Raw genomic sequence first — 12,635 nt, forward strand, 5'->3', positions numbered from 1 at the left:
GGGTGCGACCCGGAGGAGGCACCGTGGCCCGCTACGTGAAGGACTTCAGCGAGGGCGACAAGGACCAGAAGGACCTGCTCGGCGGCAAGGGCGCGAACCTCGCCGAGATGACCCGGCTCGGCCTGCCGGTCCCACCGGGCTTCACGATCACGACCGAGGCGTGCCGCGCGTACCTGCGCACGGGCGAGGTGCCGCCCGAGCTGCGCGTCGAGGTGACGATGGCGGTCCGGCACCTCGAGGACGAGCTCGGGCGCCGGCTCGGGGACTTCCACGACCCGCTGCTGGTGTCGGTGCGCTCGGGCGCGAAGTTCTCGATGCCCGGCATGATGGAGACGGTCCTCAACGTCGGGCTGAACGACGCGTCCGTGCAGGGCCTGGCCGAGCTGTCGGGCGACGAGCGGTTCGCGTGGGACTCCTACCGCCGGCTGATCCAGATGTTCGGCCGCACGGTGCTCGGCATCGACGCCGACCTGTTCGCCGACGCGCTCGACAAGGCGAAGGCCGGGCGTGGCGTGACGGCCGACGTCGACCTCGATGCGCAGGACCTGCGCGCGCTCGTCGGCACGTACAAGCAGATCGTGCGCGACGAGTCGGGGCGCGAGTTCCCGCAGCACCCGCGCGAGCAGCTCGACATGGCGATCGTCGCGGTCCTGGACTCGTGGGGCACCGAGCGCGCGCGTCTCTACCGCCGCAAGGAGCGGATCCCCGACGACCTCGGCACGGCGGTCAACGTCTGCACGATGGTGTTCGGCAACCTGGGGCCGACGTCGGGCACGGGCGTGGCGTTCACGCGGGACCCCGCGACGGGCCGCACGGGCGACTACGGCGACTACCTGGTGAACGCGCAGGGCGAGGACGTGGTCGCCGGCATCCGCAACACGCTGTCGCTGGCCGACCTCGAGCAGGTCGACCCCGCGGCGTACACCGAGCTGCGCCAGGCGATGCGCCGCCTCGAGACGCACTACCGCGACCTGTGCGACATCGAGTTCACGATCGAGCGCGGCAAGCTGTGGATGCTGCAGACGCGCGTCGGCAAGCGCACGGCGCCGGCCGCGTTCCGGATCGCGTGCCAGCTGGTCGACGAGCACCTCATCACGATGGACGAGGCGCTCTCGCGCGTGTCGGGCGCGCAGCTCGCGCAGCTGCAGTTCCCGCAGTTCGCACCCGACCCCGACGGTGCGGCCGACCGCGTGCTGCTGACGCGCGCGATGCCCGCGTCGCCGGGCGCCGCGGTCGGCCGTGCGGTGTTCGACCCCGCGACCGCGCAGGAGTGGGCCGCGCGCGGCGAGGACGTCGTGCTCGTGCGGCGCGAGACCAACCCCGACGACCTGGGCGGCATGATCGCCGCGGTGGGCGTGCTGACGGCGCGCGGCGGCAAGACGTCGCACGCCGCGGTCGTGGCGCGCGGCATGGGGCGCACGTGCGTCGTCGGCGCGGAGGAGCTGGTCGTCGACCAGGCCGACCGCTCGCTCACCGCGCGCGGCCGCACGGTGCGCGAGGGCGACGTGCTCGCGATCGACGGGACGAGCGGCGAGGTGTTCCTGGGCGACGTGCCCGTCGTGCCCTCCCCCGTGCAGCGGTACCTCGAGGACGGTCTGGACGCCGCGCTCGAGGCGGCGCCCGACGACGAGACGCGCGACCTCGTGCGCGCCGTCGACCGGATCCTGCGGCACGCCGACACGACCCGGCGCCTGCACGTGCACGCCAACGCCGACACGGCGGAGGACGCCGCGCGGGCGCGCCGCCTGGGCGCGCAGGGCATCGGCCTGTGCCGCACCGAGCACATGTTCCTCGGCGAGCGGCGCGTGCTCGTCGAGCGGGTCGTGCTCGCGGCGGACGACACGCAGCGGCAGGCCGCGCTCGACGCGCTGCTGCCGCTGCAGCGCGCCGACTTCACGGACCTGCTGGAGGCGATGGACGGCCTGCCGACGACCATCCGCCTCATCGACCCGCCGCTGCACGAGTTCCTGCCGGACCTCACCGAGCTGTCCGTCAAGGTCGCGCTCGCGGCCGAGCGCGGCGAGGTCGACGACGGCGACGTGACCCTGCTCGCCGCGGTGCGGCGCATGCACGAGGCCAACCCGATGCTCGGCCTGCGCGGCGTACGGCTCGGGCTGGTGGTCCCCGGGCTGTTCGACCTGCAGATCCGCGCCGTGTGCGAGGCGGTCGCGGCACGGCTGGCCGCGGGCGGCGACCCGCACGCCGAGATCATGGTGCCGCTCGTGGGCTCGGTGCAGGAGCTGCGGCTCGTCCGCGAGCGCGCGCTGACCATCATGGCCGAGGTCGGCGCGGAGCGGGGCGTGCCGGTCGAGCTGCCCGTCGGCTGCATGATCGAGCTGCCGCGCGCGGCGCTCACGGCGGACCGCATCGCGACCCAGGCGGCGTTCTTCTCGTTCGGCACGAACGACCTCACGCAGACCACGTGGGGCTTCAGCCGCGACGACGTCGAGGGCGCGTTCTTCGCGCAGTACACCGCCAACGGCGTGCTGTCGGTGTCGCCGTTCGAGACGATCGACGTCAAGGGCGTCGGGCAGCTCGTCGAGACGGCGGTCCGGCTGGGCCGCGCGACGCGTCCCGACCTCACGCTCGGCGTGTGCGGCGAGCACGGCGGCGACCCCGAGTCGATCCGGTTCTTCGACGCCGTCGGCCTCGACTACGTGTCCTGCTCGCCGTTCCGGGTGCCGGTCGCGCGGCTCGAGGCGGGCCGCGCGGCGGTCGAGCACGAGGGCAGCGACTCGCGCTGACCGGCGCGACGGACGGGCTGGATCGCCCTCTCACCGCGAGAGAGCGATCCAGCCCACCCCCTCACCGCGAGAGCACGATCCAGCCCACCCCCTCACCGCGAGAGCACGATCCAGCCCACCCCCTCACCGCGAGAGCACGATCCAGCCCACCCCCTCACGGCGAGAGCGCGATCCAGCCCACCCCCTCACGGCGAGAGCGCGATCCAGCGATGCGTACCGCACCGGGGCGGGCGTCAGCCCCAGCGGCCGAGCCGGTCGGCGAGCATCGCGAGCGCGACCGGGCCCGCGGTCGACGTGCGCAGCACGTGCGGCCCGAGCCGGCAGGTCAGCGCGCCGGCCCCGGTGAGCGCGTCGAGCTCGCGGTCGCTGATGCCGCCCTCGGGGCCCACCACGACCAGCAGGTCGCCGGCGGCGGGCGGCGTGACCTCGTGCAGCGGTCGCGTCGCGCTCTCGTGGAGCACGACGACGACCCCGCCCGCGGCCACCACGTCGGCGACGTGCGCGACGAGCCCCTTGCCGTCGAGGGCCTGCTCGACGAGCGGCACGCACGCGCGGCGCGACTGCTTGGTGGCCGTGCGCACCGTCCCGATCCACCGTGCGCGGCTCTTCTGCGCGCGGTCGCCCCGCCAGATGACGACCGAGCGCTCGGCCTGCCACGGCACGACCACGTCGACGCCGACCTCGGTCGCCGCCTCGATCGCCATCTCGTCGCGGTCGCCCTTGGCGAGCGCCTGCACGAGCACGAGCCGCGGCGACGGCGCGGGCTCGCGCATGACGTCGTCGACGTCGATCCGCACGCCCTCGGGACCGGCGGCGCGCACGCGCCCGAGCAGCCGGACGCCCGCGCCGTCGACGACGTCGACGCGTTCGCCCGGCCCGCGGCGCTGCACGACGCCCGCGTGCCGCCCCTCGGTCCCGTCGAGCAGGAACTCCCCGCCCGCGACGACGTCGTTGAGCCGCCCGGCGTCGACGAGGAAGACCGGTGCGCTCACCGGCCCGTGAGCTTGTCGCGCAGCTTGGAGAACACGCCCGGGTGGGCGGCCGCGAGCCGCGCCTCGGGGCGCTCCTCGCCGCGCAGCGCGGCGAGCCGCCGCAGCAGCTCCGCCTGCTCGTCGTCGGCGGGCGTGGGCACCTGGACCTCGACGTGCACGTGCAGGTCGCCGCGGCCTCCCACGTGCAGGTGGCCGACGCCCAGCCCCTTGAGCGTGACGACCTGCCCGGGCTGGGTGCCGGGCCGCAGGTCGACCTCGCGCTCGCCGTCGAGCGTCTCCATGGTGAGCACCGTGCCGAGCGCCGCCGCCGTCATGGGGACCTGCAGGGTCGCGTGCAGGTCGTCGCCCTTGCGCACGAACGTCTCGTGCTTGCGCTCGCGCACCTCGAGGTAGACGTCGCCGGCAGGGCCGCCCGCGGGGCCGACCTCGCCCTGGCCCGTGAGCTTGATGCGCGTGCCGGTGTCGACGCCCGCCGGCACGTCGACGGACAGCGTGCGCCGCGAGCGCACGCGCCCCTCGCCCGCGCACTCGGTGCACGGCTCGGGGATGACCGTGCCGAACCCGTGGCACGCCGCGCACGGCTGCGTCGTCATGACCCGGCCGAGGAACGACTGCGCGACGCGCTGCACCGAGCCGCGCCCGCCGCAGACGTCGCACGTGCGGGGCGACGTGCCCGGGCGGCAGCACGTGCCGCCGCACGTGGGGCACAGCACCGCGGTGTCGACCTGGATCTCGCGGTGCACGCCGAACGCGGCCTCGGCGAGGTCGAGGTCGAGGCGCACGAGCGCGTCCTGGCCGCGCCGCGCGCGCGGCGCGGGACCGCGGGGCGCACCGCCGCCGGCGGCGCCGAAGAACGTCTCGAAGATGTCCTGGAACCCGAAGCCGCCGCCCATGCCGCCGCCAGGCGACGACGGGTCGGCGCCCATGTCGTACGCGCGCCGCTTGTCGGGGTTGCCGAGCACGTCGTACGCGCGCGACACGTCCTTGAACCGCTCCTCGGTGGCGGCGTCCGTCCCCGCGACGTCGGGGTGCAGCTCGCGTGCGAGCTTGCGGTACGCCTTCTTGATCTGCTCGGGCGTCGCGTCGCGCGCGACGCCCAGGATCTCGTAGTAGTCGGTCACGTGGCGTGGTGCTCGCTTCCTGCTCGTGCGTGGCGTGGACGGGCCTGCGCGGGGCGCCGGACGGCGCGTGCGCGGCGCGCCGTCAGCCCGCGAGGATCCGGGTCAGGTACCGGGCGACGGCACGCACCGCCGCCATGGTCTGGGGGTAGTCCATGCGCAGCGGGCCGACCGACCCGAGCACGGCGACCGACGACCCGTCGCCGCCGTAGCCGCTGGTGACGATGCTGGTCTCCGCGAGGCCCTCGTGCTGCGTCTCGCGCCCGATGCGCACCGCGACGCCCGAGGCGTCCTCGGCCATCTCCGACAGCAGCCGCAGCAGCACGACCTGCTCCTCGAGCGCCTCGAGGACCGGGCCGAGGGTGTGCGCGAAGTCGGCGCCAGCGCTGCGCGCGAGGTGCGAGGCGCCGGCGACGACCACGCGCTCCTCGCTCTCCTGCGCCAGGGTCTCGGAGACCACCGCGACGACGGCGCGCACGAGGTCGCCGCCCGCGGGCGTGAACTCCGCCGCGAGGTCCTGCAGCGCGCCGTCCAGCTCGGCCAGCCGCATGCCGGCGGCCGCGACGTTGAGGCGCACGCGCAGCCGCGCGACGACCGACTCGTCGAGGTCCTCGCGGAGCTCGAGCGTGCGCTGCTCGACGCGCCCGGTGGTCGTGATGATGACGACCAGCAGGTGCCGCGCGCCGACGGGCACGAGCTCGACGTGCCGCAGGGCCGAGCGCCGCAGCGACGGGTACTGCACGACCGCGACCTGGTGGGTCAGCTGCGCGAGCAGCCGCACGGCGCGGTCGATGACGTCGTCGAGGTCGACCGCCTCCTCCAGCAGCAGGCCGATCGCGCGCTTCTCGGCCGCCGAGAGCGGCTTGACGCCCGAGAGCTGGTCGACGAACACGCGGTAGCCGAGGTCGGTGGGCACGCGACCGGCCGAGGTGTGCGGCTGGACGATGAGCCCGGCGTCCTCGAGCGCGGCCATGTCGTTGCGGATCGTCGCCGGCGACACGCCGAGCGCGTGCCGCTCCGTGAGCGCGCGCGACCCGACCGGCTCGCGCGTCGCGACGTAGTCCTCGACGATCGCGCGCAGCACGTCCAGCCGACGGTCCTCGCTCATCTCGCCTCCTCCGTCGCCCGTGCGCCCACCCGTGCGGGGGGCGCCCCGCGGCCCGTGACGTAGCACTCGCCCGGACCGAGTGCCAATTCTACGCGGTCCCTCCGGCGGGACCACGGCGAGGCAGCGCGTCACCCGTCACGTCCCGCACGGACCTCCTAGAGTCTCCCGCGTGACCCACGACCGCTACGGCTCCGACGTGCTGTCGTCGGACCGCTCCGCCCCGCGCACCGCGCACCACCGCCCGCCGCGCACGGCGCGCGACCAGCCGGCCGAGCACGGCCTCGTCGTCGAGGACGTCGAGACCGGCTGGGTCGGCGCGGTCGTGCGGGTCGAGAAGTCCGGCGGGCAGCACGTCGTCGTGCTCGAGGACCGGCGGGGCCGCACGCGGACCTTCCGGCTCGGCCCGGGTTTCTGGGTCGACGGCGAGCCCGTCGTCCTCACCGCGCCCGTGACGTCCCGCGCGCCCGCCCGGCCGACCCGCACCGCGTCCGGGTCGGTCGCCGTGCCCGACGCACCGGCGCGCGTCGCGCGGGGCTCACGCATCTGGGTCGAGGGCAAGCACGACGCCGAGCTCGTCGAGAAGGTGTGGGGCGACGACCTGCGCGTCGAGGGCGTCGTGGTCGAGCTGCTCGACGGCGTGGACCACCTCGCCGACGCGCTGCGCGAGTTCCGGCCGAGCGCCGACCGGCGCGTCGGCGTGCTGGTGGACCACCTCGTGCCGGGGTCGAAGGAGAGCCGGATCGCCGCCGAGGCCGTCCGCGGCGTGCCCGCGGGCAGCGTGCTGGTGCTGGGGCACCCGTACGTCGACGTGTGGCAGGCCGTGCGCCCCGAGCGGCTCGGGCTCACGTCGTGGCCCACGATCGAGCGCGGCACCGAGTGGAAGCGCGGGATCCTGCGCGAGCTCGGGTGGCCGGCCGCCGAGCAGGCGGACGTCGCGCGCGCGTGGCAGCGGATCCTGCGCTCGGTGCGCTCGTACGCGGACCTCGAGCCGAGCCTGCTGGGACGCGTCGAGGAGCTCATCGACTTCGTCACCGCCTGACACGACCCGGCACGACGAGGCCCGCCCGGGGAGCCCGGGCGGGCCTCGTGCCGTGCACCTTGGCCGTCAGGCCGCGATCTGCCCGTTCGTCACGCGGCGGTACGCGTACGCGGAGAACAGCGCGGCGACCGGGCCGGCGACCAGCACGCCGACGAAGCAGGCGATGATGCCCACCACGACGATCGCGATGGCGACGAGCACCACGAGCACCGAGGACCCGACGTTGCGGGTCTGCAGCTGCACCGACTCGCGGATCGCGTCGATCGCGCCGAGGTTGCGGTCGACGATCAGGTGGTAGCCGAAGAACACGAAGTACGTGATGGCGATCTGCGCGAGCGCGCCGAAGAACGGGATGAACGTGAGGACCCCGTTGGCGACCGCGAGCAGCAGGCCCAGCACGAACACCTGGGCCACGTGCGAGAAGTCGAACATGTCGGCCAGCGACACCGGACGCCCGGCCGTGACCTTGAGCGCGGTGCCGATGACGGCGGCGCTGAACAGCGACCCCAGCAGGATCGTCACGGCCGTGACGACCGCACCCGCGATGCCGGCCGAGGCCAGCGCGAAGCCGGCGCCGACGCCGCTGCCGTCGCGGCCGATCAGCGAGCCGAAGCCGCCGAAGATGCCCGACACGAGCGACGTCACGACGCTGATGCCGATGAACCACAGCAGCGTGCCGACCAGGAACGTCACCCAGTTCTGACCGAACTTGGAGAACGCCCACGAGAAGCCGTTGCCGATGTCGACCTGGCCCGGTGCCGGCGCGTACGGCTGGCCGTAGGGCTGCTGGCCGTAGGGCTGACCCGCCGGCTGGCCGTACGGCGACGCCGGCGGCGTGGTGCCGTACCCCGGGGGCGGCGGGTAGGCGCCGCCCGGGGCGGGGTGGGCGCGCCCGGCTGCGGCGCGGCGGGCGGCACGTCGCCGCCCGGCTGGCCGTGGCCCGGCGGGGGCGGCGGCACGTCGCGGCCGTCCTCGTCGCGGGGCGGCACGCCCCCGGTGTTCTCGCTCATCAAGGACCCTCCAGGTCACAGGAAGGGACGTGGGCCGTCCCGCGGGTCAGAGAACCGAAACGCGACAGAACGTGTCAAGTCCAGAAGTCCCGATCCCGCCACGTGCAGCCGTCCGCACCTGTACGCTACGCGCGGACTTCACCCCCTGCGACCGGAGCACCCACGTGACCCACCCCGCCGACGGACCACCGGCCTGGGGCCCGCCGCCACCCGCCCCGCCGCTGCGGCCCGACGAGGAGCGCACGTGGGCGATCCTGGCGCACGTGCTCCCGCTGCTCGGCCTCGGCTTCGTGCCGCCGCTCGTCGTGTGGCTCGTCTTCCGCGGCCGCGGGCCGTTCCTCGAGCACCACGCCAAGGAGTCGCTCAACTTCCAGCTCGCGTCGCTCGTCGCCCTCGCCCTGGCGGCCGTCGTGGCCGTCGTGACGTTCGGGCTGCTGTCGCCCGTGCTGCTCGGCGTGCTCGTGGCGTGGGTCGTGCTCGGCGTCCTCGCGGCCGTCGCCGCGAGCCGCTGGGAGTGGTACCGCTACCCGCTGACGATCCGCTTCGTCCCCTGACGGCGACGCCGCCGGTCCGTGGCGGGTCCGGCGAGCGCCGGCACCGGGGCGGACGGCGCGTCAGACGACGAGCGCGCGCACTACGGCGTCGGCCAGCAGCCGCCCGCGACGCGTGAGGACGACCCGGCGCTCGCCGTCGGCACCCAGCGCGGCGCGGCCGTCGACCAGGCCGTCCGCGACGAGCCCCGCGACCGCGGCCCGTGCGGCGGGCTCGAGGTCGGCGACCGGCAGCCCCTCGGCGACGCGCACGCCCAGCATGACGCGCTCGAGCTGCGCGGTGCCCGCGTCGACGAGCTCGCGGCCCGCGGCCGGGCTCAGCCCGCGTCCCAGCCGGTCCGCGTAGGCGCGCGGGTGCTTGACGTTCCACCACCGCACGCCGCCGACGTGGCTGTGGGCGCCCGGGCCGATCCCCCACCAGTCGTCCCCGCGCCAGTACCCGAGGTTGTGCTGCGACGCGTCCGCGGGCGTGCGGGCCCAGTTGCTCACCTCGTACCAGCGCAGCCCGGCGGCCGTGAGCAGGTCGTCGACGAGCTCGTACTTGGTCGCCTGGTCGTCCTCGTCGGGCAACGTCAGCTCGCCGCGGCGCACCTGCACCGCCATGCGCGTGCCGGGCTCGACGACCAGCGCGTACGCGCTGACGTGGTCGACCCCGGTGCTCAGCGCGACGTCGACCGAGCGCCGCCAGTCGTCGAGCGACTCCCCCGGCGTGCCGTAGATGAGGTCGAGCGACACCCGCAGCCCCGCGTCGCGCGCCCACCGCACGACGTCCGGGACCCGCGCGGGGTCGTGCGTGCGCTCGAGCGTCGCGAGCACGTGCGGCACGGCCGACTGCATGCCGAACGACACGCGCGTGACGCCGCCCGCCGCGAGGCGCGCGAGCCCCTCGGGCGTCACCGAGTCGGGGTTGGCCTCGGTCGTGACCTCGGCACCGGGCGCGAGCCCCCACGTGTCGCGCACGCCGGCCAGCAGGCGCGCGAGGTCGTCGACCGGCAGCAGCGTCGGCGTGCCGCCGCCGACGAACACGGTCGACACCGCGCGGTGCGGCACGCCCGCGTCGCGCAGCACGCGGTCGGCGAGCGCGACCTCGCCGAGCGCGGTCGACGCGTAGGCGTCGAGGCTCGCGCCACCGCCCAGCTCGGTCGCGGTGTAGGTGTTGAAGTCGCAGTACCCGCAGCGCACGGCGCAGAAGGGCACGTGCAGGTAGACGCCGAACCGGCGCGCGTCGGCACCGGCCGCCGCCGACGCGGGCAGCGTGCCGTCGGGCGGTGCGGGGTCGCCGTCGGGCAGCGCCGGGCTCACGCGGCGCCGCCCTCGACGGGCGCCGTCGCGCTCACTTCTTCTTCGCGTCCTTGGCGTCCTTGCCGCCGCTGCCGCCGTCGGACGAGAGCGCGGCGATGAAGGCCTCCTGCGGCACGTCGACCCGACCGATGGTCTTCATGCGCTTCTTGCCCTCCTTCTGCTTCTCGAGCAGCTTGCGCTTGCGGCTGATGTCGCCGCCGTAGCACTTGGCGAGGACGTCCTTGCGCATCGCGCGGATGGTCTCGCGCGCGATGATCCGCGAGCCGATCGCGGCCTGGATCGGCACCTCGAACTGCTGGCGCGGGATGAGCTCCTTGAGCTTGGCCGTCATCATGACGCCGTACGCGTACGCCTTGTCCTTGTGGACGATCGCGCTGAACGCGTCGACCTGCTCGCCCTGCAGCAGGATGTCGACCTTCACGAGGTCGGCGGCCTGGTCGCCGGTCGTGTCGTAGTCGAGGCTCGCGTACCCGCGCGTGCGCGACTTGAGGTGGTCGAAGAAGTCGAACACGATCTCGGCGAGCGGCAGCAGGTAGCGCATCTCGACGCGGTCCTCGGACAGGTAGTCCATGCCCTGCAGGTCGCCGCGCCGCGACTGGCACAGCTCCATGATCGTGCCGACGAACTCCGACGGCGTCAGGATCGTGGCCTTGACGACCGGTTCGCGGACCTCGCGGATCTTGCCCGCGGGGAACTCGCTCGGGTTCGTCACGACGACCTCGGTGCGGTCCTCGAGCGTGACGTCGTAGACGACGTTCGGCGCGGTCGAGATGAGGTCGAGGTCGAACTCGCGCTCGAGCCGCTCGCGCACGATCTCGAGGTGCAGCAGGCCGAGGAACCCGACACGGAAGCCGAAGCCGAGCGCGACCGACGTCTCGGGCTCGTAGTTCAGCGCGGCGTCGTTGAGCTTGAGCTTGTCGAGCGCGTCGCGCAGCGCCGGGTAGTCGGACCCGTCGATCGGGTACAGGCCCGAGAAGACCATGGGCTTGGGGTCGGAGTACCCGCCCAGCGCCTGGTCCGCGGGCTTGGCCGCGTTCGTCACGGTGTCGCCGACCTTCGACTGGCGCACGTCCTTCACGCCGGTGATGAGGTAGCCGACCTCGCCGACGCCCAGGCCCTTGGTCGGCACGGGCTCGGGCGCGATGACGCCGATCTCGAGGAGCTCGTGCGTCGCGCGCGTCGACATCATGACGATGCGCTCGCGCGGGTCGAGTCGGCCGTCGACGACACGGACGTAGGTGACGACGCCGCGGTAGGTGTCGTACACGGAGTCGAAGATCATCGCGCGGGCCGGCGCGTCGGCGTCGCCGACCGGCGCCGGCACGGTCTGCACGATCCGGTCGAGGAGCGCCTCGACGCCCTCGCCGGTCTTGCCGGACACCTTGAGCACGTCGGCCGGGTCGCCGCCGACGAGCCCGGCGATCTCCTCGGCGTACTTCTCGGGCTGCGCGGCCGGCAGGTCGATCTTGTTGAGCACGGGGATGATCTGCAGGTCGTTCTCGAGCGCGAGGTAGAGGTTCGCGAGCGTCTGCGCCTCGATGCCCTGCGCGGCGTCGACGAGCAGCACGGCGCCCTCGCACGCGGCGAGCGAGCGCGAGACCTCGTACGTGAAGTCGACGTGGCCGGGCGTGTCGATCATGTTGAGCGCGTACGGCGTGCCGTCGAGCTCCCACGGCATGCGCACGGCCTGCGACTTGATCGTGATGCCGCGCTCGCGCTCGATGTCCATGCGGTCGAGGTACTGCGCGCGCATGGCGCGCGCCTCGACGACGCCCGTGAGCTGCAGCATGCGGTCGGCGAGCGTCGACTTGCCGTGGTCGATGTGCGCGATGATGCAGAAGTTGCGCAGCAGCTCGGGCGCGGTCGCCGACGGGCGGATCCGCGCGGCGGCGGTGGCGGACGGGATGGGCAACTCGGCGTTCTCCGGCTTCTGGACGGGCTCGACGGGCGCTCGCGCCGACGGCGCTCGACCACGCGCGCGGCGTGATCACGACGGTCGGTGGCGGCCCCGGCCCTGTCGGGGTGTCGGTGGCGGGCAGCACCATGGTCCCATGACGGACGCCCTGGGCCACCCACCCGTCGCGACGACGGCCGTGCTGGCGGATCTGCAGGACCGGTTCCTCGCGTCGGTGCGCGAGGTCGACGCCGAGGTGCGCGTGCCCTGGTGCGGCCGCTGGCGCGTGCGGAACCTCGTCGAGCACCTGGGTCGGATCCACCACTGGGCGGCCGGGCAGGCGCGCCGCCGCCAGGAGACGTCGCTCGGCCGCGGGCCGTTCGTGCTCGACGCGTTCTACGCCGCGCAGGCCGCCGAGCTGCGCGAGACGCTCGCCGGGCTCGACCCCGACGCGCCGGCGTGGACGCTGGACGACTCCGGGGTCGTCCGGTTCTGGCACCGCCGTCAGGTGCACGAGACGCTCGTGCACCTGTGGGACCTGCGCGCGGCCGGCGGCCTGCCGCTCGACGTGGCGCCCGCGCTCTGGGCCGACACGGTCGACGAGGTCGTCACGGTCATGCACCCGCGCCAGGTGGCCCTGGGGCGCGCACCCGGGCTGCCGGGGCGGGTGCGGCTCGTGGCCGACGACGCGCACGGCACGTGGGACACGACGGCGGCACCCGACGCGCCCGCGGAGCCGTCGGTCATCGTCCACGGGCCCGCCGAGCGGCTCGCGCTGCTGCTGTGGGGCCGCACGACGCCCGCCGACGCCGCGCTGGCCGTCACGGGCGACCGCGCCGCGCTCGACGCGGCGCTCGCGGGGCGGATCACGCCGTGA

Annotated in this window: 10 protein-coding genes; 4 read left to right on the plus strand and 6 right to left on the minus strand. The window is 74.6% G+C overall.

Annotated features, from left to right (window positions below; all coding sequences use genetic code 11):
* The first annotated feature begins 23 nt into the window (after positions 1-23).
* Positions 24-2,744, plus strand: coding sequence for a pyruvate, phosphate dikinase (gene ppdK / locus GY42_RS06150; protein WP_046528663.1), 2,721 nt, complete (start codon positions 24-26; stop codon positions 2,742-2,744).
* A 233-nt stretch (positions 2,745-2,977) separates the two neighbouring features.
* Here ppdK and GY42_RS06155 read toward each other — a convergent pair whose 3' ends face one another.
* The 3 genes from GY42_RS06155 to hrcA form a co-directional block, all read right to left on the minus strand.
* Positions 2,978-3,736, minus strand: a complete 759-nt coding sequence (locus GY42_RS06155; RefSeq protein WP_046528664.1) for a 16S rRNA (uracil(1498)-N(3))-methyltransferase — start codon at positions 3,734-3,736, stop codon at positions 2,978-2,980.
* On the minus strand, positions 3,733-4,857 hold the full coding sequence (dnaJ, locus tag GY42_RS06160) for a molecular chaperone DnaJ (RefSeq protein ID WP_046528665.1): 1,125 nt from the start codon (positions 4,855-4,857) through the stop codon (positions 3,733-3,735). The genes GY42_RS06155 and dnaJ overlap by 4 nt, the downstream gene beginning before the upstream one ends.
* 82 nt (positions 4,858-4,939) lie before the next feature.
* Positions 4,940-5,962, minus strand: a complete 1,023-nt coding sequence (gene hrcA / locus GY42_RS06165; protein ID WP_046528666.1) for a heat-inducible transcriptional repressor HrcA — start codon at positions 5,960-5,962, stop codon at positions 4,940-4,942.
* 169 nt (positions 5,963-6,131) lie between these two features.
* Here hrcA and GY42_RS06170 point away from each other — a divergent pair, with 169 nt between their 5' ends.
* Positions 6,132-7,001, plus strand: a complete 870-nt coding sequence (locus tag GY42_RS06170; RefSeq protein WP_046528667.1) for a DUF3097 domain-containing protein — start codon at positions 6,132-6,134, stop codon at positions 6,999-7,001.
* Between the two features lie 66 nt (positions 7,002-7,067).
* Here the strand turns inward: GY42_RS06170 and GY42_RS06175 are convergent, their stop codons facing one another.
* On the minus strand, positions 7,068-8,030 hold the full coding sequence (locus GY42_RS06175) for a hypothetical protein (RefSeq protein ID WP_152667225.1): 963 nt from the start codon (positions 8,028-8,030) through the stop codon (positions 7,068-7,070).
* A 145-nt stretch (positions 8,031-8,175) separates the two neighbouring features.
* Between GY42_RS06175 and GY42_RS06180 the strand changes: the two genes are divergently transcribed.
* Entirely contained in the window at positions 8,176-8,565 is a 390-nt protein-coding gene (locus GY42_RS06180; protein ID WP_046528669.1) for a DUF4870 domain-containing protein, read from the plus strand.
* A gap of 60 nt (positions 8,566-8,625) precedes the next feature.
* Here GY42_RS06180 and hemW read toward each other — a convergent pair whose 3' ends face one another.
* A complete protein-coding gene (gene hemW / locus GY42_RS06185) occupies positions 8,626-9,864 on the minus strand; it encodes a radical SAM family heme chaperone HemW (RefSeq protein ID WP_046528670.1) in 1,239 nt (412 codons plus the stop codon).
* Positions 9,865-9,895: 31 nt separating this feature from the next.
* Positions 9,896-11,776, minus strand: a complete 1,881-nt coding sequence (lepA, locus tag GY42_RS06190; RefSeq protein ID WP_046528671.1) for a translation elongation factor 4 — start codon at positions 11,774-11,776, stop codon at positions 9,896-9,898.
* A 139-nt stretch (positions 11,777-11,915) separates the two neighbouring features.
* Between lepA and GY42_RS06195 the strand changes: the two genes are divergently transcribed.
* The gene (locus GY42_RS06195) at positions 11,916-12,635 is read left to right on the plus strand and encodes a maleylpyruvate isomerase family mycothiol-dependent enzyme (RefSeq protein ID WP_046528672.1); all 720 of its coding nucleotides are present in this window, start codon (positions 11,916-11,918) and stop codon (positions 12,633-12,635) included.

The organism is Cellulomonas sp. FA1 (genome assembly GCF_000986825.1).
Taxonomy (GTDB): Bacteria; Actinomycetota; Actinomycetes; order Actinomycetales; family Cellulomonadaceae; genus Cellulomonas; species Cellulomonas iranensis.